A 24,707-nucleotide genomic window follows, 5' to 3' on the forward strand; every position below is an offset into this window, starting at 1 on the left:
TGAAAACCTAATCAATATGAAAAAAGCAGTACTATTCTTGACCCTAATCATGGCAGTCACCAGCACCTTTGGTCAATTCAAAAAAAATGAAGACACGGGTGAAGCACCAAAAAAGAAGAAATTCAACCTGATGGAGAAAATCGGGGACATGACGGGTAACCTTATGACGGGTAAAACCGAAACTTTAGATGGGGTAGTCGTCAAGGCCAATTACATCAATGGTCTCTATTCGACCGACATTGAAACGACGGAGGCCAAATATTTCCCAGATGGTGCACGTGAGGGAGACCACATGCTATTCATCACCTTCTTCAAAAATGAAGGCATGGGACTGCTAGAAATCCAAGGTAGCGTCACCATCGATGACGAGCCGCTAAAATACTATGGAATGGGATCATACGGCAAGCATTATCTCTATCCTCCTAGCAAACCCATCGTGTTGAAGATCAAAACGAATCTAGGTGATGAGGCCAGTTATACTTTTCAGCCGATTCCTGAGGTGGACATCCTCAGTGTCAATGGCGAAACAGCGCTTCCGATTTTGGATTTGGCAGATGACATCCAGCTAGAATACTACAATCCTCCTGGATCTGAAGGAACCACGATTAAGGTATCTATGCTCACCAAAATCATGGGAGTGAGAGCTTTCAACCACTTTGCGGACTACAAAGTCACCAAGCCTGGCAATGTCAAAATCACCATTCCTAAGGAAGCATTGGCTAACCCTGAGTATGCAGGACAATTGAATGTGGGCAACTTTGACAAGGGAGACAATTACATCATTCTTGAGCGGGAAGTCAAAAAAGTGAAAGAAGATTTTGGGGATGATCAGAACCCTGGGAAAATAGTAGCCACAGAGCTCTATACACGCAACTATGCCTCTTTTCCTATCATCGTGAAGGGCAAGCAAGAAGATGGAGTGATGTCCGTACTCCGTGTCAGAGCAATCACTCCGGACAAGTCCCTGGGCTATGCCTTCTACAAGCCCAATGCAACCTATGGTATTCCGCTATCCAAAGCATCTAAGTTTGGTCTGGTGTCATTTACCATGGAGGCCAGTACATACAAACGAGAAGTAGAAGAAAGTTCGAAATCTTGGACGGTAGGGAACACCAAATATACCCAAACCACCACTACCACGACTACTTATGAGTTTCCTCAGCTGTCGAATGAGACATGGGAGTATGCACTCGATCAAATCTACAAGGAAGTGGTTGCCTTTTTCAAATCAGAGTACAACGTAGAGTTTGTGCCAGTTGTGGATGTGACGAGTACACCTCAGTACAATGATTTATTTGCCGCTGCAGAAAGAAACAGTGAAAAGAAAGTCATGAAGTCTTATATGGGAACCAAGCGATCTACACCAGGTACCATGGGCGAAATACTTGGATCAGTTAGTTCGAACGTGACGACTGACAACCCTAGGGTCAATATGATGAAAGCTGCAGGGGATATCGATGGGTTGTTATCCATGCACATCAACCTGATGGTCGGAGCAGACAAAGACGACAAAGTGGTACTATACCCGAGTTTTACCATTTCAATCAGTGGTCGTGACGAAACTCGTGGTGACCGAGAAGGCAAATATTTTGATGGACAAGTCACTCGCAAAAAGGGAGAGCCATTTAATGAAGCGAAGCTCAAATCAGATAAGAACGAACTAGCTAGGGTCTGTAGCGTACCGGCCATCTTGGAAGGACTCAAAGCAGGCATCACCACTCTGCGAGCCAAAGAAGTAGAGATGGGTTATGATAAGATTTGGAACATCTCAGAAGAGTAATTAACAGACCTATTTGTTATACCATAATTTATTTTCTATCATGAAACTTAATATAACTCTTTGGGTTGTCATATTGATGACCTATTCCACCTACGCACAAGACTGTACAGATGCCCAAGATTGTTTTCTCAAAGCCGTCAATTTGGGTAATACAACTGAAGCAATTGCGCATTTCTATAGAGCAGAGGCGTTGATGTCCGATGATTCGGACAAAAAACTCTTGTATGATATCTTGTCAGGTAGAGGCAATGTCTACTATGCGTTGAAAGACTATACCAAGGCACTCCAAAACTTCAATAAGCTGATTCAACTGAGACCAGAAGATAAGCAAGTACTGTCAGTTGGCTACTCCAACCGTGGCAATGTGATGAGCGCCAATGACAACATCGAGGGTGCGATTGCTTCTTACACCAAAGCGATAGAAGTTTTTCCTCCTAACATTGGCAATTTGCATAACAGAGCAAATGCTTACATGAAACTAGGGAAACGAGATGAGTGTCTGGTCGATTTGAAACGCATGGCAGATTTGGGCTCAGGAGCAGCCATTTACTATTTACAGACGGAGTTTAACCTGGATTACAGCGAGCAGCAGAAGGCAGCACTAGCCAAGGACAGCCAATGGCAAGAGATTCAGGCCAAGCAGCAAGAAGCTGAAAAATTTCTCAAAGAAGAAAAATACCAAGAAGCCAATGATTTGTACATCGTCGTTGGGGATTTATACAGAGCGCGTAATGACAATGAACATAAGTTTGAAGCTTGGACCAATGTAGCACATGTCAAAAACCTAAAAAAGGATCACATTGGAGCGATTACTTTTGCCTCGATGGTAATCAATAGTTCTCCTTCTGGATGGGCATATACCGAACTGGCTCTGGCCAACTACTACCAATATGGAATGTCTGCAGGTCTCAACGTATGTGAGCAAGGGCTCAAACAATTTCCTAAAAGCAGTCAGCTGATCAATTTCTATACTTACCTCTGTAGGACTGCAGCGGGGCAGGCCTATACTGCCAAAAGGTATGAAGAGTCTTATGGATTTTATTACACAGCCTATGAGTACAATACCCAAGACGCAACCTCCGTAAAATTCGCAGGGCATTCGGCGTACAGTGCGGGCTATTATAGCAATGCACTGGATTGCTATCGCAAAGCTGTAGCGGTAGATCCTTCCTTAAGCACAGAATTGAAGCAATACATTGACTATTGTAGATCTATGTCCAATTAATCTTCGATGATGACTTTGTTTCGTATTTCTTATTTTGTCTTATTCCTTTTTCACGGTCTGACCCTCTCAGCGCAAGAAGACGGGGGAAGCAACCTCAGTTTTGTGCTAAAACCCAAGGGACACAAAGGACTGATCCACGACCTCAGCATCACGCCTGATGGCAAGCAGGTTGTGACCGCTGGAAGGGACAAAACCGTCCGTCTTTGGGATGTCAATAGTTATGAACAAAGGGGAGAAATACTGGGACACATCGGTCAGGAAAATTATGGAAGCGTTTCTGCTGCTAGGGTATCTCCAGATGGTCGCTACATCGCTACGGCAGGGCTCTTTGGAGATAGCAGAGCGACCAAATATCTAGCCGATATACGTGTCTATGATTTTCATTCCCAAAAGATGGTACACGTATTTGCAGGTCATCAAAAATCAATCAACTGTCTACGCTGGAGTCGTGACAGTAGATACATCATCTCTGCATCTAACGATGGGTATGTGGGTGTCTGGGATCTAAAGTCAAAGGAACTCAAACAAGTCCTAAAGGAGCATGGAGATGCTGTCTGGTGTGCAGATGTCTTTGGAGATAAAATTGTGAGTGGGTCCCAAGACAATCTTGTTCATCTCACAGATCTCAACACAGGTCAGTTGCTCAATACCTCTTACGATCATGTGGGTACGGTCATTCGTGTGGTCTTTGATCCTACAGGGCGGTTCATTCTATCAGGAGGTGATGACAACCAGATCAATGTCTATGATGCCGACCTCAACTATCTGAGCACCTTATATTTGAAACAAACACCATCAACTATATCCTTTGATTCTGCAGGTCAGTTGGCACTTATCGGATTCAACAACGGCAGTATTCAAGTATATAAATTTGATCAAGGTCAATTGACAGAATTGGCAAACTACCGACCACACAAGGGGGCTTTTGTGGCGGGAATAGAGATGACTACCGATCGGCGCATATTCAGTGCAGGAGGCATGGACAGCAACATCGCAGTATATCAGTTGCGTGAGGGGGGTGTGGATAGCCTTACCAACATTGTTGGCAGTACCCAAAAAGTATGGGGTGCTGGATTGAATGAAGAAATATTGGCTTTCTCGACAGGCGCTCAACCCAATGGTTATATCCCTGGGCTCAAGGATGTAGATTTTTCACATGGATTCAACTTTGTCAGTCGAGAGTATGCTACGATGGATCCAGCCAATAATATCTTCAAAGCTACAATAGGGGGGACTTTCAAGGAACGAAGCGCCTCTTTTAAGGGACGAACCTATCAATACAAAGTACCTATCCTTGAGCTAGGAGGGTTGCGCGCTTCTAAAAACGGAAATTCGGTTTTTGTCAAGTACCTTCCCGATCCTTCTCTGCCATACCAGATGGAAGTCAAGGGTAAGTTTGTTGATTTTCAGTATGGTGATATTCCAGTTTCTATTTCTGATAATTACGAAAAATACTCTCTGACATTCACACCAGATTCATTGTTGCTTGTAGGAGGCTCAGGAGGATATTTACAAGCCTACAACCTCAACGGGGAGATGGTCACCAAGTTTGAAGGGCATGAAGACGTCGTATTCACTATCAACCTCTCTACAGACGATAGATGGATCATATCAGGTTCTCATGACCAGAGCATTAGACTTTGGGATGCCCAAAAAGTAGGCAAGCAGAAATTTTTACAGCCTGCAGCTACTTGCTTTTTTAGCAAGGAGGGCGAATGGATAGTGGTGACAGAGCAGGGCTATTATATGTCCTCAACCAGAGGAGGTCAATATGTGGGTTTTCATCAAAATCAAGGTTTTCGCGAAGCAGCCAAATATTACCCATTTGAAAATTTTGATCTCAAGTACAATCGTCCCGATTTGGTGCTGGAGGTACTGGGGATGGGGTCTGATCAGTTGAGAGAATTGATCTACAAGGCATACCAAAAGCGTGTAAAGAAAATGGGTCTGCGTGAAGAGGATATTTCAGGAGAACTAAACCTGCCTACAGTGCGCATTGACGGAGCTGGTCAGACGGTCAAGGACAAATTCTATACGCTGAAATTCACTGCCGCAGATGACAAACTCATGCTTGACCGTATTCATGTCTATGTCAATGACATTCCCATATTTGGAATCAAGGGTATTTCTGTCAAGGAAGAAGTGAATCGACAAAAAATATACAAATCCATACCTGTCGAATTGACAGCTGGTAAAAACAAGATTCAAGTTTCCACGATGAATATTTCAGGGATAGAATCACTAAAAGAAACGGTGATCATCTACTATGAAGGTGCCGATCCCAAACCAGATTTGCATGTTGTCACCATTGGTGTGTCCAACTACAAGGATAGTCAGTATGATTTGACCTATGCCAGCAAGGACGCTACTGATATAGCCAACTTGTTTTTTGGACACCATCAGCGGTACAACCAGATTCATATCCACCGCTTCACGGATGCACTGGCTCAGCGAGAACAAATACTCGCCGTAAAGGAAAAATTACTAAAAACCAAAGTAGAAGATGAAGTGATTCTATTTATGGCAGGACATGGATTGCTGGATGACAAATTGGATTATTACTTCGCAACACAGGACATAGACTTCAGCAACCCATCTGGTCGTGGACTCAAGTATGAAGAACTCGAAGGGTTACTGGACGGTATCCCAGCCCGTCAAAAGCTCATGCTCATAGATGCTTGTCACTCTGGAGAAGTGGACAAAGAGGATACCCAATTGATTGCTTCATCAGTCAGTACCACAGGAGTATCTACACGTGGGTTTGCCAAAAAGCCGCAACCTATTGGGATCAATAATACATTCGAGCTGATGCAGGAATTGTTTGCGGATCTTAGACGCGGCACAGGCGCCATGGTCATCTCGTCTGCTTCAGGTGTAGAGTTTGCATTTGAGAGTCCTGAGTGGCAAAATGGGGTGTTTACCTACGCTTTACTCGAAGGGTTAAAATCAGGAAACTGTGACAAAAACCTAGATGGAGAAGTGCAGATTTCGGAACTTAAAAATTATGTCTTTGACCGAGTAGAGCAATTGACCAATGGCAAACAACATCCTACTTCTCGAAGAGAAAATCTTGAGTTTGATTTTGTGGTTTGGTAAGTATCATTAACCTAAAGCAGTTGTGAAATGGGACTTAGGTATTTCACTTTCTCAGGTACGATTGCACAGCGGTACTGTCTTAATTGTAGTTTTGAGTGGTTTAGCTACAAAGTGTCGCCACTTAGCGAGTGAGTAGTATTAATCTCTGGGCTTTGTTTAGTTTAGCATGAGAATATGATCTTAACATGAAACTAAATTTATCTTTCCTTTTACTAGCATTGGGTACGCTCGCTTGCAACACTAAATCAGAAACACAAAATCATCCTGTCAAATCCAATTTGGAGATTTTAGTAGGCACTTACACTGGAGAAGGGAGCGATGGAATATACAGTGTTCAGTTTGACCCTACTACTGGGGTGCTGTCTGATAAAAAACTGTTGGTCGAAACAGCCAATCCATCTTTCATTGCACGCAGCAAAAACCATGAAATTGTCTTTTCGGTCAACGAAACACAAGAGGGAGGGGTAAGTTCATTTGCTTGGGATGAAACGAAAGAGCTATTGAAGTTGGTGAGCAGACGAGATAGTCAGGGAGATTATCCTTGCTATCTTTCCCTCAATCCAGAGGAAAGTTTCGTCAGTATTGCCAACTATGGCACAGGCAATGTTATCACCTATCCCATAGATCAGGCTGGCGTGATCTCCACGAAAGGAATGATCAAACAACATGAGGACACAGGACCCAACCCGGAGAGACAAGAAGGTCCTCATGCTCATTTTTCCATGTTTTCCAATGATGGAAAAAATATATACACAGTGGATTTGGGTATAGATCAAGTAATCAAGTATCCAGTCCATGGATCTGAGATTGGAGCAGGTGTGATTGCTTTGAGTTTGGAGTCAGGAGATGGACCTAGACATTTAGCTTTTCATCCAACCTTACCAATAGTGTACGTGATCACGGAACTGACCAACATGATCGTGACCGCCAGCATAGATTCTGCAGGCATCTTTCAAGCAAACCACAGAATTAGTACTCTGCCTAAGGATTTCGAAGGGGAGAGCTACTGTGCTGACATCCATGTATCAGAGGACGGTCGCTACCTGTATGCATCCAACCGTGGACACAATAGCATAGCAATATTTAGCATAGCGGAGGATGGTAGTTTGGACATGATAGCTACAGAACCTGCTTATGGAGATTGGCCGAGAAACTTCGCTCTGACACCAGACAACAATTATCTACTGGTAGCCAACCAAAGGTCAAACAACATCACAGTGTTTCAACGTGATTCAGCAACAGGCATGCTTTACTACACCAGTCAGCAGATTGAAATATCGCAACCCGTATGCTTGATATTTTGAGATTCATTGGGGTGGATTTCAAAATTCTAGTCACACGAAATACCCAACTCTTTACTCATGACCTGAGTTCGAATCTTATAGAGGGCAAAATTGAAATGACCTTTGATAAATGTGCAGAAAAACCCTTGCAGGGGTTTCTTTCCAGATCATAGACAAAACGAATGGTCAACTAAACCCTTCAAAAAAGCCTTTGAAGGGATATGTAAAATCGAACACAGGTTTATGGTAGTGAGTCATTTACCTCCATTAACTATTTTTCATCAGCAGAGCAGCTTCCTTAGCGAAATACGTCAAAATGACCTTGGCTCCTGCACGTTTCATACTCAATAGCATTTCCATCATGGCACGGTCACCATCGATCCAGCCTTTCTGTGCCGCAGCTTTGAGCATCGCATATTCTCCCGATACGTTATAGGCAGCGATAGGCAAGTCAAAATTGTCACGCAGCAACTTGATGACGTCCAGATAAGCCAAGGCAGGTTTCACCATCAGAAAATCTGCTCCTTCTTCTTCGTCCATTTCAGCCTCAATCATTGCCTCACGTAGATTGGCAGGATCCATTTGGTAGGTTTTTTTATCCCCAGACTTGGGAGCGGAATCTAGCGCATCTCTGAACGGCCCATAAAATGCACTGGCGTACTTGGCAGTATAGGCCATGATTGATGTATTCTCATAGCCACTTTCGTCCAATATATCCCTGATGTATTCTACTCTCCCATCCATCATGTCTGATGGCCCTATGATGTCAATACCAGTCTCAGCTTGAGCCAGAGCCATTGATCCCAATATTTCCAAAGTTTCATCATTCAGAATGTTGCCGTACTCATCTACCAGACCGTCATGACCATCTGTACTATACGGATCCATTGCTACATCGGTCATGATACATGCTTGAGGAAATTCTTGCTTGATCCTCTCCAGTGCTTTCAGGTAGAAAAATTTTGGATCATAACTCTTAGTGGCTTCTTTGTCTTTGTGTTTGTCTTCGACTACTGGGAAGATATCAAAGGCATTGATCCCTAGTTTGAGACACTCCTCCATTTCACGTAGCATATGATCCAGTGACAATCGGTGGATGCCAGGCATCGAGTTGACTTCTACTTTTTTGTTCTTTCCTTCCAAGAGGAACATAGGATACATAAAATCTTTGGTGGACAGTCTTGTCTCTTCTACCATCTGTCTGATTACTTCAGATTTTCTGTTTCTTCTGGGTCTTCTTAGCATCTTTTCTGTGTTTGGAGCAAAAGTAGAATATCTCAGGGAAAATCATCCCAAAGAGATTCAAGAACCAAGGTTTTAGATGTTTGGTTCCAAACATATTGGACTCAATTGGGATGTTTTATGGAGCGGAAAACATGTCATCTCTCTGAATGTCAGTCTATAATGTTGATTTAGTCTTCTTTTTTTGTTAGATTAATAGAGGAAATTCAAGGCTGCACATGACAGAGGCTTGATACAGGGTGAAAGATGAAAGCAAAATATTACATATTGGTGATGTCACTGGTGGGACTTCTATCCTATAGACATGGCATGGCACAGCATGTGGGTTTCGATCTTCCCGACAAATTGCAAAGAGTACGCATTGACTTTGAATTACACAACAATCTGATTGTCATACCTGTCGTTCTCAACAAGACGCTCAAGGCCAATTTTATACTAGACACAGGGGTGCAATACCCCATTATCACCGAAAAGGCGTTGGCCGATATGCTGGGGCTGACGTATAGTCGCCGAATCATAATCCAAGGCCCTGGAGAAAAAGACTCCATTACTGCACTCATCAATACGGATATCCATCTACAGCTACCTGGAGGTGTAGAATCTGGAATGAATCAATCACTTCTCGTTTTGGAAAACGACTACCTCAATTTGCGTGAAACCATGGGAGTCGACGTATATGGCATCATAGGATATGACATTTTTAGTCGTTTCATTGTAGAAATCAATTATGATGAAAAATACCTGGTAGTCCACGAACACAAAAGGTACAAGCCTAAAAGAAGGTATAAGAAACTTGACATGCGCGTTTACAACACCAAACCCTATGTCAGCCTCATGGTAGAAAATAAACGTGGAGACAAAAACAAGCTTAGCCTCATGATAGATACAGGAGCAAGTCATTCCCTACTCATTGACAGTCCAGACGACAGATCTGTACTCCCTACCACCAATATCATGTCAGTCATAGGTAGGGGCTTAGGTGGTGATATCGAGGGACATTTGGGTAGAGTGAAAAATGTAAAAATCGGAAAATATGAGTTTGAAAATCCAATCGTTTCCTTTCCGCAAGAAGGGGATTATGGTTCTGCTGTGATGAGAGGCAGCAGAAATGGAACCATGGGTAGCGAATTTCTATCCAGATTCAACGTGGTATTTGACTACTTTTCTGGTACGCTGTACATCAAGAAAAACAAAAACTACGCCCGAGAATTTGAATATGACATGAGCGGGATGACACTCGTAGCACATGGCACAGACTTTAACGAATTCCGAGTCGGTTCAGTGCGATATAACTCTCCCGCCTATTTGGCGGGTGTAAAAAGAGGTGACATCATTCATTCTATCAATGGTTTCAATTTTGAAATTCTCAATCTGTCTGGTGCGAGTACCTTGTTGAGACAGAAGGAGGGAAAAAAAATAACACTCAAAATCACCCGAGGAGAAGAGGAATTCAAAACCTCTTTCAAACTCCTTCGCTACATATAAACCAGCGAAATTTCTCATAAGATTTCTGTCCCAAAAAATGAATATGTTGGAATAACCTAGTGGCTTACTTTCAATAGGGATGATCAAACATTGAAAGAGACTAAAATTCAAGGTGACTTACTGCGCACATTTTTAACTTCTTACTTTTAACTCCTGAATTGAATAATTCAGGTTTATCTACTTTTGAGAAAATTACTATTATCCATATGTCCGAATTGGTCCCTCAAGTTTACGCGCCTCAAAATCACATCCGAATCGTCACCGCTGCATCGCTATTCGATGGACATGATGCCGCCATCAACATCATGCGCCGCATCATCCAAGCTACAGGCGTAGAGGTGATTCACCTCGGACACAACCGATCCGTCGATGAGATTGTGAACTGTGCGATTCAAGAGGATGTCCAGGCCATCGCGATTACTTCTTACCAAGGAGGCCATGTGGAATATTTGAAATACATGTTTGATTTGCTCAAAGAGAAAGGCAGACCTGAGATCAAAATATTCGGAGGAGGAGGTGGTACGATACTGCCAGCAGAAATCGACGACCTCCATGCCTATGGTATCAATCGAATCTACAGTCCGGACGATGGTCGTGCGATGGGACTACAAGGTATGATCAATGACATGATTGCGGCATGTGATTTTCCTATCGGAGAAAATGAAAACATGCCACTCGAAAGGCTCTCTCCACAAAATACACTGGATATGAGTCGATTGATTACAGTGGTAGAGAATTTCCCAAAACAAGCTCAAGAGCTGATGGCCGACATCAAGCGCAAAGCAGATTTATCCAAAGCACCCATACTTGGTATCACAGGCACAGGAGGTGCTGGCAAGTCATCCTTGGTAGATGAATTGGTCAGGAGGTATTTGATGGATTTTGAAGACAAAACCATAGCTATCATTTCGGTCGATCCCTCCAAACGCAAAACGGGTGGCGCACTACTGGGCGACCGTATACGTATGAATGCCATCAACAACCCTCGGGTCTACATGCGTTCATTGGCCACACGCCAGTCTAATCTTGCCTTGTCTAGGTACGTCAATGAAGCTGTTCAGATTGTCAAAGCAGCGGGTTATGATTTGATCATATTGGAGACCAGCGGAATAGGTCAGTCAGATACCGAAATCACGGATCATTCTGATCTGGCACTCTATGTGATGACGCCTGAGTATGGTGCCGCTACCCAGTTGGAAAAAATTGATATGCTGGATTTTGCTGATGTCATAGCACTCAACAAGTTTGATAAACGTGGTGCATTGGATGCCATCCGAGACGTCAAGAAGCAGTTTCAACGCAATCATCAGTTGTGGGATCGCCCCATCGAGGAGTTGCCTGTATTTGGCACCATTGCTTCACAGTTCAATGACCCAGGGATGAATCAACTCTATGTGCATATCATGAGGTTGTTGACTGCACAGTTTGATCCGAGTTTTTCCCCCAAACTAGAAGTAACCCAGGATAGCTCAGAAAAAGTCTACATTATTCCTCCCAAAAGAGTTCGGTATCTCTCAGAGATCGCTGAAAGTATCAGAGAGTACGACCAATGGGTGTCTCAACAAAAGAATATTGCTCAAAACCTCTACAGCATACAAAACACAATCAATCTCTGTGACTCTAGTATCATCAATCAACTGACCGGACTCTACGAAAAGACGGCTTTGGATTTTGATCCGAGAAACAAAAAAATCATTGATGACTGGCCTCACAAGAAGGCTAACTATGATGCGAATCAATACGTCTATCATGTCCGTGGCAAAGAAATCCGTGTAGAGACTAAAACCGAGTCACTCTCCAAGACCAAGATTCCCAAAATATCCTTACCCCGATACGAGGCTTGGGGCGACATCCTCCAATGGTCACTTCAAGAGAATGTGCCAGGTGAATTCCCCTTTACGGCGGGTGTATTTCCATTCAAGCGTGAAGGAGAAGATCCGACACGGATGTTTGCAGGAGAAGGTGGACCAGAACGAACCAATCGCAGATTTCACTACGTCTCGATGGGTTTGCCTGCTGCTAGGTTATCCACGGCCTTTGACTCGGTGACACTTTATGGTGCTGACCCAGCCATCCGTCCAGATATCTATGGTAAGATAGGCAACTCTGGTGTGAATGTCTGCTGTCTCGATGATGCCAAAAAGCTCTATTCTGGTTTTGACTTGACCGCTCCGACCACCTCCGTATCCATGACCATCAATGGGCCTGCTGCGACCATATGTGCCTTTTTTATGAATGCTGCCATCGATCAGCAGTGTGAAAAATACATCCAAGCACATGGCTTGGAAAAGGAAGTAGCTGCCAAAATAGCCAAGATTTATGAGGGAAGAACCAAACCTCATTACCAAGGAGAGCTTCCTGAGGGAAATGATGGTTTAGGATTGATGCTGCTAGGAGTCACTGGTGATCAGGTTTTACCCACCGATGTGTATCAACAAATCAAAGCTGATACCCTATCCAAAATCCGTGGAACAGTGCAGGCTGACATACTCAAAGAAGATCAGGCACAAAACACCTGCATCTTCTCAACGGAATTTTCTCTCCGTGTCATGGGTGATATGCAGCAGTATTTTATCAATCAGCAGATCCGCAATTTTTATTCCGTGTCAATTTCGGGCTACCACATCGCTGAGGCAGGTGCCAACCCTATTACCCAGCTGGCACTGACACTATCCAATGGTTTCACCTTCGTGGAATACTATGTCTCTCGTGGGATGAATATCAATGATTTTGCACCAAATCTATCCTTCTTTTTTTCCAACGGGATTGATCCAGAGTATGCAGTGATAGGTCGAGTGGCAAGGCGTATTTGGGCCAAAGCCATGAAACTAAAATACAATGCAGATGAGCGCTCACAAAAACTCAAGTACCATATTCAAACCAGTGGCCGATCACTCCACGCACAAGAGATAGATTTCAATGATATACGGACGACATTACAAGCCCTCTACGCTATCTATGACAATTGCAACTCACTGCATACCAATGCATATGATGAGGCCATTACCACGCCTACCGAAGCATCGGTACGCCGTGCCATGGCGATACAGCTCATCATCAACAAAGAGTTGGGATTGACCCAAAACGAAAATCCCTTGCAAGGAGCCTTCATCATCGAGGAACTTACCGATCTGGTGGAAGAAGCTGTATTGTTGGAGTTTGATAAAATCACAGATCGGGGCGGTGTATTGGGAGCAATGGAGACCATGTATCAGCGCAGCAAGATTCAAGAAGAAAGTCTCCACTATGAACATCTCAAACACTCAGGTCAGTATCCCATCATTGGTGTCAATACATTCTTGTCTGCTCAAGGCTCCCCTACTGTGACACCTGGAGAAGTGATCCGTGCTACCAAAACCGAAAAGGAACACCAGATAGGCATGTTGTCTGCGCTACATCGCCACCATGCAGACCAATCGTCCACAGTCCTGCAAAAACTCCAAGAAGTGGCCATCCAAAATGGCAATATCTACGAGGTACTCATGGAAACAACCAAATATTGCTCACTCGGTCAAATCACCAATGCACTCTACGAAGTAGGAGGACAGTATAGAAGAAATATGTAAAGGTTGAGGTAAATAGTACGACTATGGTTGATTTGCTCGATGAGGGTCTTACTCTCTCACCCAAGTGACTTTGCTTTCGATGGATTTTCTTTTGCTCTCAGGCCATTTTTTGAGATCAGGCATGCCTACATATAGAAATCCGAGTAGCAAATCCTTTTTGCCGAGATCAAAATAAGGTTTGGCTTCTTCCAGATAGGTGATGCCTCCTGTCGACCAGTAGCAGCCAACACCCAAAGCCGTGGCGGTCAGATGCATGTTTTGAACTGCAGCGGCTACAGCACAGATTTCTTCTATTTTGGTGATTGACTTGTCACGTTTCATGCCGATGGCAATCACATGAGAGCATTCTTGAGGCTTGTTGATGAGTTTTTTGAGTGTGCTGTCGTCTGCCTTTTTTCCATTTGCTTTCTTGTAGATTTCAGCCTGCATCTCACCCAGTTTTTTCAATCCCTCGTCACAAAAAACCTTGAACCTCCAAGGTTCAGTCTTTTTGTAGGTGGGAGCCCAATTGGCATTTTCTAGCATCTCTTGAATGAACGCATCCTTCACCCTTTCGCCAGAAAACTGTTTGGTAAAAATGGATCTTCGGTTTCGAAGCAATTTTGTGACTTGTGCTGGATCAAAGTTCATCATGACTGGTTGTTATTGAGTTGCTACTGCTGTGAGAACTTCTTGTTGTTTCAAAGGCAAATTGATTTGATTCAATCTCGAAATATACAATGATGACAAGGAATCAAAGGCTGATCTATATTCTGCCATAATAGGCTCTGATGGTGGCAATTCCACCTTCAAGGCATCTACTTGTACGCCATTTTTCCAAAATCTGTAACACAGGTGAGGACCTGTCGCTAACCCTGTCGAGCCTACATAGCCGATGGTTTGTCCTCTCTTCACTTTTACCCCTGGCTTCATACCAGTTGCGATTTTAGACATGTGTAGGTATTGAGTGGCGATGTTTCCGTTGTGGTTGATTTTGACATAGTTACCATTGTTGGATTTGTACCTTGCTTCTGTTATTACCCCATCGGATGCTGCAAAAATCGGCGTTCCTCTAGGCGCAGCATAGTCCGTGCCGAGGTGCGCTTTGAATCTTTTCTGTACGGGATGGTATCTGCGTCCTGTATAGCGTGAGCTAATTCTCGTAAACGTCAGCGGTGCTTTGAGAAACTCACGTCTGAGGCTATTTCCATCCTTGGAAAAATAATCTTGTCCATCACCCTGATCAAAGTGTACACCATAGTAGGGTTGATTGATGTGGTTGAAGTAGGCTGCTTTGATCTTGCCAGAGCCAATGTATTCATCATCTACATATTGTTCGTCATAGATGATCTTGTAGTTATCACCTTTTTGGATTCCAAAAAAATCCACCTGCCAGCCAAAAACATCTACCAGGTTGTTGACCAAATCGACATCTCCACCTTGGTTGAGCATATCGACATAGAGTGAAGTTTGTATCTCGCCAGCCAACTCTCGCTCAACCAGACGAATCTCGCGTACACCTTTGTACACGGACACAGAGTCTCTGAAATCAAAAACCACATAGTCTATGGCATTGGGTCTATAGATAAAGTGTGTCGCAGACTTGTTGAGACTATCTCCTTGATACAGGATGGAATAGGGTTTTCTGACTACAAATTTCCTCACGTCAAAAATGGCCTTGGAGTTTTTAGCAGCCAGATTGATCTTTTCGTACGGGACATTGAATGGTGCCAAAATATCGGCCAATGTACCGTTTCGCTGAATTTCTCCTTCAAATACCTGTAGTGAATCCACCACGATCCCATAGTAGAAATTGGGCACATATACGGGTGCCTGCAATGTGTCTTCTACGAAGGTCTCCTCTATTTGTATTTGATCTTGCGTAGGTAGCATCCAATAGCTACCTACAAATAATACTGACAATAACCCTACTGATAACAGTCGTTTTGTCCCTTTTCTTTTTGTCATGTAATCTCCCCGTGCTACTTGGCTAGCTTCTTAAAATTTCGCTTGCCTTGTTCTAAAAATTCTACAAAACTAGCAATATTTAGATCATAGGCTTTAGGAGGGAGTAATAATTCACCATTTGTATCCAAGATTACATAATAGGGTTGTGCATTGTTGTCAAGCCTGGCTATCTGAAAGTCAGCATTCTTTTTGCCAATCGATTTTTTTATTTTACCATCGTAGCTGGATGTGACCCATTCTGACTCAGGTAGATCCGTTTTGTCATCTACATACAATGCCAACATCACAAAATCCTCATTCAATCGCTGTAGTACCATCGGATCAGACCAAACCTTGGCTTCCATCTCCCGACAGTTGACACAGCCATGCCCTGTGAAATCTATGAAGACAGGTTTGTTTTGTTCTTTGGCACAAGCCAAAGCTTGCTCGTAATCAAAGTAACCTTGTATCCCATGTGGGAAATGTAGGAAATCAGCGTATTTGGGTACTTCACAAATGGTACTTTCTGCATGTGTTTCGGTCGAGGCAGTCAGGTTAAAATCCTGTGAACTCTGAGGTGGTAGGTAGCCTGCCAATGCCTTGAGCGGCGCACCAAACATCCCTGGAATCAAATAGACCACAAACGACAAAGTAGCAATGGCCAAGATCAATCCGCCAACTGAAGTGTGATCCGAAGGAGAGTCATGTGGGAATCGGATTTTACCCAAAAGGTAAAGCCCAAGAATAGTAAATATGACAATCCAGATCGCCAAATATACTTCTCTGTCCAAAATACCCCAGTGGTAGGCCTGATCTGCGATGCTTAAGAATTTGAATGCAAAGGCCAACTCTAGCAGTCCTAAAACAACTTTGACGCTGTTGAGCCAACCACCTGATTTTGGGAGGTTTTTGAGTAAACTAGGGAACAACGCAAAGACCGTAAATGGCAGAGCAAAAGCCAATGAAAATGCGAACATGCCCAAGATAGGTTTCAAGATTTGACCTCCCGCAGATTCCACCAATATGGTACCTACCAGAGGTCCAGTGCAGGAGAATGAAACCACTACCAACGTAAAGGCCATGAAAAATATACCGATTAGGCCACCTTTGTCCGATTGCTTGTCAATGTTGTTGACGAATTTGCTGGGAAGTGTAATCTCGAATAGACCCAAAAAGGACAGGGCAAAAACCACAAACACGGCAAAGAAGATCACATTGGGAATCCAATTGGTAGCCAATTCATTGGCTGTCTCAGCTCCCATGAAGGGCGCAAGCACCGATCCTATCAAAGTGTAGATCAAGATGATAGAGAAGCCATAAAAAATGCCTTTCCATTTTCCACCGCCATTGCCAGTAAAAAACGATACCGTCATCGGTATCATAGGGAACACGCAAGGTGTGAAAATGGCGGCCAAACCAGCTAAAAACGCCGCAATCATAAAACTTAGAAGACTGTAAGGGTCATTGTTGCTGCGCTGGGTTAGCATTCCCTTGTCTTTTTGATCATCTACCGATGTAGCATGCAGTTGACTGCCTAACAAAGGACTGAAATCAAATTCATCGTCAAAGGGAATACACTTGCCATCTATGTCGGTACAGACTTGATAGAAATACGAACCTTTGATTGTCGGATTGGTGGAGAGAATTTTTACTCTCTGGGTGAATTGGGCATTTTTCTTGAAATAGGTGTACTCGCCTTCCCACAGGGAGTCATATTTTTTTTGAGGGTTCACGGGTGTGATACCTCCCAGTAGCTCAAAACTTGCATGGGGTTCGAACTCGATCGTCGTGACCAGTGGTCCCAAGTCAGGATCAAAATCTGATGAGTACAAGTACCAATCTTGGTCGATTTTGACATTGAAAGTTAAATCCATTTCCTGACCTATCTCTGGCTCAGAAACAGAAATGTCCAAGGACCATTTGGCAGGTTGCAACACCTGTGCTGATCCTTGGACACTGAAAAATATTAGTATAATCGCGATTGCTTTATTCATATCAACTAGTAATAACTCTGCCTACTAATCGCAAATTATACAAAAAAGTTTCCTCGTCGGAAATTATAATCCAAATGCAGATTTTACTTGGTCTACATAATCCAGTTTTTCCCAAGTAAATGTCTCCACCTCTTGTTTGACCGAACCCGCTGGACTAAAGAACTCTACAGTTTTGATTTCAGGGGTTCTACCCATGTGACCATAGGCCGCAGTTTCCGAATAGATAGGATTCATCAATTTCAACCTTTTGATCAGTGCAGCAGGTCTCATGTTGAAAATCTCAGAGATTTTTTTAGCAATCTCTCCATCCTTCATGTTCACTTTGGCTGTGCCATAAGTGTTCACAAAGATACCCATTGGTTCCGCTACTCCGATCGCATAAGACACTTGTACCAATATTTCGTCAGCTACACCTGCCGCCACCATGTTTTTGGCAATGTGTCTGGTTGCATAGGCAGCTGATCTATCTACTTTTGAAGGATCTTTACCTGAGAATGCACCTCCACCGTGAGCGCCTTTGCCTCCGTAGGTATCTACGATGATTTTACGTCCAGTCAAACCAGTATCACCGTGAGGTCCACCGATTACGAATTTACCCGTTGGGTTGATGTGGTACTTGATGTCGCTGTTGAATAGCGCTGCAATTTCTGGAGCCAGTTGTGCTACGACTCTTGGGATCAATATTTCCTTGATATCCTTTTTGATTTTGTCGAGCATGGCTGCTTCTTCTGCAAAATCATCATGCTGTGTAGAGATCACAATTGCATCAATTCTTACAGGTTTATTGTCATCACTGTATTCGATAGTTACCTGAGACTTGGCATCAGGTCTCAAATAAGGAATCTCTTTTCCTTCTCTTCTGAGTTTGGCCAATTCGATCAACAGCATGTGAGACAGATCTAGTGCCAATGGCATATAATTTTCTGTTTCGTTGGTTGCATAACCAAACATCATTCCTTGGTCACCAGCACCTTGTTCTTCTTCAGAAGCTCTTTCTACACCTTGGTTGATATCTGGAGACTGCTCATGAATGGCAGAGATCACACCACAGCTATTACCATCAAACTGGTATTCACCTTTGGTGTATCCGATTTTGTTGATCACGTTACGAGCTACTTGCTGTACGTCCACATACGATTTGGTCTTCACTTCGCCACTCAGTACAGTCAAGCCTGTAGTTACTAAAGTTTCGCATGCAACTTTTGACTGATTGTCAAAAGCTAAAAAATGATCCAATAGCGCGTCAGAGATTTGATCGGCTACCTTGTCTGGGTGTCCTTCAGACACAGACTCTGATGTAAATAAATATGGCATAGTTATAAATTACTTTCTTTTTAAAGTCGGCAAATTTAGACGAATTGAATTATAAATAAGATTAAGAGCAAATTGAAAATATTGTAGGTACTTTATGCAGATCTATTTTTTTCTTTTTCCACTCTTTAATTTTTAAAGTCTTGATGTATTCCTCCTGTCCACTGATTCCCTTGGCTACTGAGAGCTGGGTTTCTCCATTACAAGTAGAAAGGAGCTCTTCAAATAATTTTTGATTGCGATAGGGCGTATCCATGAATAGTTGGGTTTGTCCCAGCTGAAGGGCATTTTTTTCCATGTCCTTGATTTTGGCGATCAAATCAGGTTTTTTGATGGGTATATACCCATGAAAGGCAAAAGATTGTCCGTTGAATCCTGAACCCATCAATGCCATCAGTATAGAAGAAGGGCCTACCAAAGGCACTACTTGTATTCCTTTTTGATGTGCCAAGGCGACTGCTTCTGCTCCTGGGTCGGCCACACCTGGACATCCAGATTCAGAGATGACTCCCACATCTTTGCCATGCATCACCTTTTCCAAGTATTGATCTATAACCTCTCTTTTGGTTTTTTTATCCAAAAGTTCAAAAGCCAAATTTTCGATCACTAAGCCCAGCTTCAATTTGCTAATGTAGCGCCTGGCTGTCCTCACATTTTCTACCAAAAAATAATCAAGCCCTGCGACCACTTCTTTGATTTGCGGTGAGAGTACCGATTCTTCTGTGTCATCAGCGATGACAGTGGGTATCAAATAGAGTTTTCCTTTCATTGGATAAAGTTCATTACTTTGGTATAAAATTCTTCAGGCTGCTCTGCATGTAACCAATGCCCTGCATCAGCGATGGTTTCAAGCTTTGCGTGGGGAAATATCTCTTCGATTTCATGCCATTCTTCGTCTTGAATATAATTGGAATTTCCTCCTCGAATGAAAAGTGTCTCTGTTTCAATTGGAATTTGATAACTCAGTGCTTCACCTACATTTTCTATGTTTTTGATTAATACAGGCAAGTTCATTTTCCATGAAAAACCGTCACTTGAGCGATTCAGGTTTTTCATCAAAAAAGTTCTAGTTCCTAAATCAGGCACATAGTTGATCAAGACATCTTCGGCTTCTTGTCTGCTGTCAATTGTATCAATCGGTACGGCACTTAACCCATCCAAAATTTGCTGATGGTGAGGAGGGTAAAGTTTAGGTCCAATGTCGGCAACTATGAGTTTATCCACCTTGGACGCATGAAATGCAGTAAATTGCATCACGGTTTTCCCTCCCATAGAGTGTCCCAATAAGATGGGGTTTTCAATCCCTAGTTCATCGATAAAATATTCTAAATCCTCCACCATAGCATCATAATCCCACTTATCAGAATGAAATGACTTACCATGGTTGCGTTGATCAATTAGAAAAACCTGAAAGTCCTCGCTAAATTTTTTCCCCAAAGTCAGCCAGTTGTCTAGCGACCCCAAAAAACCATGAATGATGATTAAAGGTTGGCCTTCGCCAAAAGTCTTATAATTTAATAACTGCATTATTTCAATTGCTTTAAATACATCTGGATAGTGTTTTCTAATCCCAAATACAAGGCATCGCAGACGAGTGCATGACCTATGGAGACCTCATCCAAAAACGGCAGGTTGTCTTTCAAATATTTAAGATTATAAAGATCCAGATCGTGCCCAGCGTTGATTCCTAGTCCCAACTCATGTGCCAATTTACCAGCAGCCACATAGGGTATGACTGCTTCTTCTTTGTTGACAGGGTAGCCAGTGGCATAAGGTTCGGTGTAGAGTTCTATCCGATCGGTTCCGATTTTGGCCGCCCCTTCTATGATTCTCAAATCGGGATCTGCGAAAATGGACACTCTTACGCCAAAGGATTGGATTTGCTGTACGATGTCTTTAAGATAAGCTTCATGTTGGATCGTGTCCCAGCCAGCATTGGAAGTGATTGCCTCTGGTGGATCAGGGACCAATGTGGCCTGAGCAGGCCTCACCTCCTCAATGAACTTCAAATACCTAGCGTCTGGATAGCCTTCTATATTAAATTCTGTCTGACAGACTTGTTGGATTTGATAGACATCTTGTGCTGTGATGTGTCTTTCGTCTGGTCTGGGATGAACAGTGATTCCCTGTGCGCCGAAGCGTTCGCAATCTTTGACAACTTGAATCAAATCCGGGTTGTTGCCTCCACGTGCATTACGAATTGTCGCAATTTTATTAACGTTTACGCTAAGTTTTGTCATGAGAATCTAATGAGCTAAAGTATATTGAGCCGCGAATTGGCTTAGAACTGTTTCTAACTAAATTTGCATCAAAATTACACATTTTAAGAGATTAAAAAACCAGAAATAATGAGCCTCAAAGATCAAATCAACGCTGACATCAAAGCTGCCATGCTGGCCAAAGAAAAAGAAAAGCTAACAGCTCTTAGATCTATCAAATCGATGATCCTACTTGCAGAAACTGAAAAGGGCGCAACGGAAGAAATCTCTGAAGATGCAGAAATGAAGTTGCTGATGAAGGCTGCCAAGCAGAGAAAAGATTCTGCAGACCTATTCAGAGAGCAGGGTCGTGACGATCTAGCAGACAAGGAAGAAGGGGAGCTGGAGGTAATCAATCACTACCTGCCTAAGCAGCTATCAGAGGAAGATCTCAAGGCGGAACTCCAAAAAGTAATTGCTCAGGTGGGAGCTACTGGCCCACAGGATATGGGCAAAGTCATGGGAGCAGCTTCCAAAGCCCTAGCAGGCAAGGCAGATGGCAAGTCTATTTCAATTATGGTCAAAACTTTATTGGGGTAAGCAGTTGAATGTAATTGATATAGTAATACTGGTCTTTTTGGTGGTCGGAGCGATCATGGGGTTTAGAAAAGGGCTCTTGATGGAGATTATTTCTATCTCTGCGTTTTTTATTGCCATCATCTTGGGGATCCGATTGATAGACTGGGGAGTGATGGTGTTATCAGATTTCATAGACGGCTATGAGGGGCTATTGCCTGTCATTTCGTTTGCTGTTATTTTCATCATCATCATCATTGCACTGCACCTGCTGGGCAAGGTGCTCAAAAAATTACTTGACCTGACTTTATTGGGCAGTCTGGATGATATTGCAGGTAGTCTGTTGGGTATAGTCAAATGGGCATTGTTTATCAGTATTTTCTTTTGGATTTATCATTCTTTCGGAGGAGAAATAGATCATGATATCACGAGTAGGAGCCTGTTGTACGAGCCTATCACTTCGTTTGCACCAAAACTTTTTGACATGCTTTCAAGCATATTTCCATTTATCATGGATTTCTTTGAACACTCTGAGGAAGTGATAAATCAACAAGAAGTTAACGTCTGATTTATCAGAAATTAATATATTATAGATATAATTAAAGAAATTTTTAAAAATCAACATGCTTGAGGTAGCTAATTTAAAGGAAGAAGGTGAGTTTCAGTTTATTGAAGAAGGTGAGGGCAAAGTCATGCTCCTGCTTCATGGCTTGTTTGGCGCACTGAGCAACTGGCAATCTGTGGTCGAGAAGTTTTCTCCCCATTATAAAATTATTATCCCGATGTTGCCAATCTATGAACTCCCAGTTCGTGAAGCTGGTTTGGGGAAATTAATCGAGTTTCTGGAGTCTTTCATTGCGTTCAAAGGGCTAGAAAAATTCGACCTTATGGGCAACTCGCTAGGTGGACACATGGCGCTCATGTATGTGTTGAAATATCCCGAAAAAGTGGATCGGTTGATTTTGACGGGAAGTTCTGGTCTATTTGAAAACTCCATGGGAGGTTCTTTTCCAAAGCGAGGAAGCTATGATTTTATCAAAGAAAAAGTAGAATACACATTCTATGACCCCAAAACAGCTACCAAAGAATACATTGATGAGATTTTTAATACGACGCAGAGTATTCCCAAATGTATGCGCATCGTAGGGATAGCAAAATCAGCTCAAAGAAATAATTTGGCTCATGAATTGCACCAAATTGAAAATGAAACGTTATTAATCTGGGGATTGAATGATACAATCACTCCTCCTCGTGTAGGACATGAGTTCAACAGACTGTTGAAAAACTCTACATTGAGGTTCATTGACAAATGTTGCCACGCCCCTATGATGGAGCGCCCCGACATGTTCAATGAAGTGCTTGAAGAATTTTTGAATAAAAGAAATACAGCATGATAGCTAGAGATCTGATTAACTACACCATTCCGCCGCTCAAACCATCTGACAAAGTCTCAAAGGCGAAAAGATGGATGAATGAATTTCATATTCATGAATTGCCAGTGGTACAAAATGGTGAGTTTGTCGGTATCTTCAACGAAAACTTATTGTTCGATCAGGTGCAAGGAGCTCATCGCATCGAAGAATTCCATTTGCTCAGTGCACATCTCCATGTAGATCAAAACGAACATTATTACGAAGTGCTTAAAAGAGCCTATGAAGCCAGTTCTAATATTGTAGCTGTCCTCAATGAAGAAAAAAAATACATAGGCTGTGTCACCATTCAAGACGTCGTAGAGGCATTTTCAAAAATGTCGGCAATCAATAGTCCTGGTACCATCATAGTTGCATCTATGAGTATGTCAGATTATTCTATGGCAGAGATAAGCAGAATTGTAGAATCAGAAGGAGGTAAAATACTCAGCAGCTTTATAGAAAATGCCAACCAAGCCGGAATGATCAGATTGACATTGAAGTTGAATCTAGAAAATGGCTCCAATATTATTTCTTCACTACAGAGATTTGGGTACAAGATCACCTCTATATATGGAAAAGGTGAAGAGAGTACCTTTGAAAAGGAACGCTTAGACACCTTGATGCGCTACCTAAAAGTCTGATCCAAAAAAACTCAACCCATGCGAATAGCCTTACATGGTAGAATAAATAGGGAAGATTCCTTGTTCTACCTAGATCAAATTATAGAACAAATACAGTCCAACAACTCTGAAATCGTATTCAGTCCCGAGTTGTTTCAATCAGCCAAAGCTCACTTCAAAACGAAGCAGTTTGAAGTGATCGATTCCAAATTTGATTCGTCGACCATAGACTATTATTTCAGCTTGGGAGGAGATGGAACCTTGCTAGAGACCGTGTCCAAAGTAGGAAGTCTGCAAACCCCTATTCTTGGTATCAATCTAGGTAAGCTGGGGTTCTTGGCTACCATCAATAAAAAGGACATTGAACCTGCCCTCAACAGCTTTTTTGCAAAGGAGTTTTCTTTTGATGACAGGATGTTGATTCATTTGGATAGCAACAACTCTGTTTTTGAAGGTCAAAATTTTGCCCTCAACGAGGTAGCGGTACTCAAACGAGACACGTCTTCCATGATCATCGTACATTGCTATATAGACGGTGAATTTGTCAATACCTATTGGGCAGATGGATTGATGGTTTCTACACCTACGGGCTCTACAGGTTATTCGTTGAGTGCAGGAGGACCGTTGGTACTACCTCAATCCGACAGTTTTATTATTACACCTGTAAGTCCTCACAATCTCAATGTTAGACCCCTGATCGTTTCTGGTTCTAGTATTATTTCATTTGAAATCGAAGGGAAAGGTAGGTCCTTCTTAACATCCTTAGACTCAAGGTCATACAAAGTAGATAATTCAGTGAGCCTATCGGTAAGGAAGGAGTCTTTTAGCGCTAGATTAATAAAATTGAACGGGTACAATTTCTTTGATACGCTCAGAACTAAACTCAATTGGGGCTTAGATATTAGGAATTAGTATAAATATCAAATATATATGTGTTTAATTTGCAGCACATTTATATAGATTTGTGTTAACGGGTCGTTTGAATTTGTAATG

The 24,707-nt window shown here is 42.6% G+C and carries 19 protein-coding genes; 11 read left to right on the forward strand and 8 right to left on the reverse strand.

The window, feature by feature from the left end; all coding sequences use genetic code 11:
- The first annotated feature begins 16 nt into the window (after positions 1 to 16).
- The 4 genes from N6H18_RS06925 to N6H18_RS06940 all read left to right on the forward strand — a co-directional run bounded on the left by N6H18_RS06925 (position 17) and on the right by N6H18_RS06940 (position 7,405).
- Complete coding sequence (locus N6H18_RS06925; protein WP_262311112.1) at positions 17 to 1,780, forward strand: hypothetical protein; 1,764 nt, start codon at positions 17 to 19, stop codon at positions 1,778 to 1,780.
- 40 nt (positions 1,781 to 1,820) lie between these two features.
- The gene (locus N6H18_RS06930) at positions 1,821 to 3,005 is read left to right on the forward strand and encodes a tetratricopeptide repeat protein (protein WP_262311113.1); all 1,185 of its coding nucleotides are present in this window, start codon (positions 1,821 to 1,823) and stop codon (positions 3,003 to 3,005) included.
- 6 nt (positions 3,006 to 3,011) lie between these two features.
- On the forward strand, positions 3,012 to 6,101 hold the full coding sequence (locus N6H18_RS06935; RefSeq protein WP_262311114.1) for a caspase family protein: 3,090 nt from the start codon (positions 3,012 to 3,014) through the stop codon (positions 6,099 to 6,101).
- A gap of 185 nt (positions 6,102 to 6,286) precedes the next feature.
- A complete protein-coding gene (locus N6H18_RS06940; RefSeq protein ID WP_262311115.1) occupies positions 6,287 to 7,405 on the forward strand; it encodes a lactonase family protein in 1,119 nt (372 codons plus the stop codon).
- A 246-nt stretch (positions 7,406 to 7,651) separates the two neighbouring features.
- Here N6H18_RS06940 and hemB read toward each other — a convergent pair whose 3' ends face one another.
- Positions 7,652 to 8,629, reverse strand: coding sequence for a porphobilinogen synthase (hemB, locus tag N6H18_RS06945; protein ID WP_262311116.1), 978 nt, complete (start codon positions 8,627 to 8,629; stop codon positions 7,652 to 7,654).
- A 243-nt stretch (positions 8,630 to 8,872) separates the two neighbouring features.
- Between hemB and N6H18_RS06950 the strand changes: the two genes are divergently transcribed.
- On the forward strand, positions 8,873 to 10,111 hold the full coding sequence (locus N6H18_RS06950) for an aspartyl protease family protein (RefSeq protein ID WP_262311117.1): 1,239 nt from the start codon (positions 8,873 to 8,875) through the stop codon (positions 10,109 to 10,111).
- Positions 10,112 to 10,317: 206 nt separating this feature from the next.
- Positions 10,318 to 13,677: a methylmalonyl-CoA mutase family protein gene (locus tag N6H18_RS06955; RefSeq protein WP_262311118.1), complete on the forward strand. Its 3,360-nt coding sequence runs from the start codon at positions 10,318 to 10,320 to the stop codon at positions 13,675 to 13,677.
- A gap of 48 nt (positions 13,678 to 13,725) precedes the next feature.
- Here the strand turns inward: N6H18_RS06955 and N6H18_RS06960 are convergent, their stop codons facing one another.
- The 7 genes from N6H18_RS06960 to N6H18_RS06990 all read right to left on the reverse strand — a co-directional run bounded on the left by N6H18_RS06960 (position 13,726) and on the right by N6H18_RS06990 (position 21,148).
- Entirely contained in the window at positions 13,726 to 14,310 is a 585-nt protein-coding gene (locus N6H18_RS06960; RefSeq protein ID WP_316044839.1) for a nitroreductase family protein, read from the reverse strand.
- A 9-nt stretch (positions 14,311 to 14,319) separates the two neighbouring features.
- The gene (locus N6H18_RS06965) at positions 14,320 to 15,579 is read right to left on the reverse strand and encodes a peptidoglycan DD-metalloendopeptidase family protein (RefSeq protein ID WP_262311119.1); all 1,260 of its coding nucleotides are present in this window, start codon (positions 15,577 to 15,579) and stop codon (positions 14,320 to 14,322) included.
- A gap of 59 nt (positions 15,580 to 15,638) precedes the next feature.
- Positions 15,639 to 17,597, reverse strand: coding sequence for a protein-disulfide reductase DsbD family protein (locus N6H18_RS06970; protein WP_262311120.1), 1,959 nt, complete (start codon positions 17,595 to 17,597; stop codon positions 15,639 to 15,641).
- A 63-nt stretch (positions 17,598 to 17,660) separates the two neighbouring features.
- Positions 17,661 to 18,911, reverse strand: coding sequence for a methionine adenosyltransferase (metK, locus tag N6H18_RS06975; protein ID WP_262311121.1), 1,251 nt, complete (start codon positions 18,909 to 18,911; stop codon positions 17,661 to 17,663).
- 61 nt (positions 18,912 to 18,972) lie between these two features.
- Positions 18,973 to 19,677, reverse strand: a complete 705-nt coding sequence (locus N6H18_RS06980; protein WP_262311122.1) for an SAM-dependent methyltransferase — start codon at positions 19,675 to 19,677, stop codon at positions 18,973 to 18,975.
- Positions 19,674 to 20,435, reverse strand: coding sequence for an alpha/beta fold hydrolase (locus N6H18_RS06985; protein WP_262311123.1), 762 nt, complete (start codon positions 20,433 to 20,435; stop codon positions 19,674 to 19,676). The genes N6H18_RS06980 and N6H18_RS06985 overlap by 4 nt, the downstream gene beginning before the upstream one ends.
- Entirely contained in the window at positions 20,435 to 21,148 is a 714-nt protein-coding gene (locus N6H18_RS06990; protein WP_262311124.1) for a pyridoxine 5'-phosphate synthase, read from the reverse strand. The genes N6H18_RS06985 and N6H18_RS06990 overlap by 1 nt, the downstream gene beginning before the upstream one ends.
- A 108-nt stretch (positions 21,149 to 21,256) precedes the next feature.
- On the opposite strand from N6H18_RS06990, the gene N6H18_RS06995 reads away from it, so the two are divergent.
- Genes N6H18_RS06995 through N6H18_RS07015 form a run of 5 tightly spaced genes read left to right on the forward strand, consistent with a single transcriptional unit; the run spans position 21,257 to position 24,626 of the window.
- Positions 21,257 to 21,706 carry a GatB/YqeY domain-containing protein gene (locus N6H18_RS06995; protein ID WP_262311125.1) on the forward strand — a complete coding sequence of 150 codons (450 nt, stop codon included), beginning with the start codon at positions 21,257 to 21,259 and terminating at the stop codon, positions 21,704 to 21,706.
- Positions 21,663 to 22,250: a CvpA family protein gene (locus tag N6H18_RS07000; protein WP_262311126.1), complete on the forward strand. Its 588-nt coding sequence runs from the start codon at positions 21,663 to 21,665 to the stop codon at positions 22,248 to 22,250. The genes N6H18_RS06995 and N6H18_RS07000 overlap by 44 nt, the downstream gene beginning before the upstream one ends.
- A 55-nt stretch (positions 22,251 to 22,305) precedes the next feature.
- A complete protein-coding gene (locus N6H18_RS07005) occupies positions 22,306 to 23,076 on the forward strand; it encodes an alpha/beta fold hydrolase (protein WP_262311127.1) in 771 nt (256 codons plus the stop codon).
- Positions 23,073 to 23,735, forward strand: a complete 663-nt coding sequence (locus tag N6H18_RS07010; RefSeq protein WP_262311128.1) for a CBS domain-containing protein — start codon at positions 23,073 to 23,075, stop codon at positions 23,733 to 23,735. Before N6H18_RS07005 ends, N6H18_RS07010 begins: the two co-directional genes overlap by 4 nt.
- 18 nt (positions 23,736 to 23,753) lie before the next feature.
- On the forward strand, positions 23,754 to 24,626 hold the full coding sequence (locus N6H18_RS07015) for an NAD kinase (protein WP_262311129.1): 873 nt from the start codon (positions 23,754 to 23,756) through the stop codon (positions 24,624 to 24,626).
- The last annotated feature ends 81 nt before the right edge of the window (positions 24,627 to 24,707 follow it).

Origin of the sequence: Reichenbachiella agarivorans, from assembly GCF_025502585.1 — a bacterium.
Taxonomy (GTDB): Bacteria; Bacteroidota; Bacteroidia; order Cytophagales; family Cyclobacteriaceae; genus Reichenbachiella; species Reichenbachiella agarivorans.

Excerpts from the sequence above, each read along its gene's own strand:
- N6H18_RS06925 (WP_262311112.1), top strand. The coding sequence starts at position 17 with ATGAAAAAAGCAGTACTATTCTTGACCCTAATCATGGCAGTCACCAGC.
- N6H18_RS06930 (WP_262311113.1), top strand. The coding sequence starts at position 1,821 with ATGAAACTTAATATAACTCTTTGGGTTGTCATATTGATGACCTATTCC.
- N6H18_RS06935 (WP_262311114.1), top strand. The coding sequence starts at position 3,012 with ATGATGACTTTGTTTCGTATTTCTTATTTTGTCTTATTCCTTTTTCAC.
- N6H18_RS06940 (WP_262311115.1), top strand. The coding sequence starts at position 6,287 with ATGAAACTAAATTTATCTTTCCTTTTACTAGCATTGGGTACGCTCGCT.
- hemB (WP_262311116.1), bottom strand. The coding sequence starts at position 8,629 with ATGCTAAGAAGACCCAGAAGAAACAGAAAATCTGAAGTAATCAGACAG.
- N6H18_RS06950 (WP_262311117.1), top strand. The coding sequence starts at position 8,873 with ATGAAAGCAAAATATTACATATTGGTGATGTCACTGGTGGGACTTCTA.
- N6H18_RS06955 (WP_262311118.1), top strand. The coding sequence starts at position 10,318 with ATGTCCGAATTGGTCCCTCAAGTTTACGCGCCTCAAAATCACATCCGA.
- N6H18_RS06960 (WP_316044839.1), bottom strand. The coding sequence starts at position 14,310 with ATGATGAACTTTGATCCAGCACAAGTCACAAAATTGCTTCGAAACCGA.
- N6H18_RS06970 (WP_262311120.1), bottom strand. The coding sequence starts at position 17,597 with ATGAATAAAGCAATCGCGATTATACTAATATTTTTCAGTGTCCAAGGA.
- metK (WP_262311121.1), bottom strand. The coding sequence starts at position 18,911 with ATGCCATATTTATTTACATCAGAGTCTGTGTCTGAAGGACACCCAGAC.
- N6H18_RS06980 (WP_262311122.1), bottom strand. The coding sequence starts at position 19,677 with ATGAAAGGAAAACTCTATTTGATACCCACTGTCATCGCTGATGACACA.
- N6H18_RS06985 (WP_262311123.1), bottom strand. The coding sequence starts at position 20,435 with ATGCAGTTATTAAATTATAAGACTTTTGGCGAAGGCCAACCTTTAATC.
- N6H18_RS06990 (WP_262311124.1), bottom strand. The coding sequence starts at position 21,148 with ATGACAAAACTTAGCGTAAACGTTAATAAAATTGCGACAATTCGTAAT.
- N6H18_RS06995 (WP_262311125.1), top strand. The coding sequence starts at position 21,257 with ATGAGCCTCAAAGATCAAATCAACGCTGACATCAAAGCTGCCATGCTG.
- N6H18_RS07000 (WP_262311126.1), top strand. The coding sequence starts at position 21,663 with ATGGCAAGTCTATTTCAATTATGGTCAAAACTTTATTGGGGTAAGCAG.
- N6H18_RS07005 (WP_262311127.1), top strand. The coding sequence starts at position 22,306 with ATGCTTGAGGTAGCTAATTTAAAGGAAGAAGGTGAGTTTCAGTTTATT.
- N6H18_RS07010 (WP_262311128.1), top strand. The coding sequence starts at position 23,073 with ATGATAGCTAGAGATCTGATTAACTACACCATTCCGCCGCTCAAACCA.
- N6H18_RS07015 (WP_262311129.1), top strand. The coding sequence starts at position 23,754 with ATGCGAATAGCCTTACATGGTAGAATAAATAGGGAAGATTCCTTGTTC.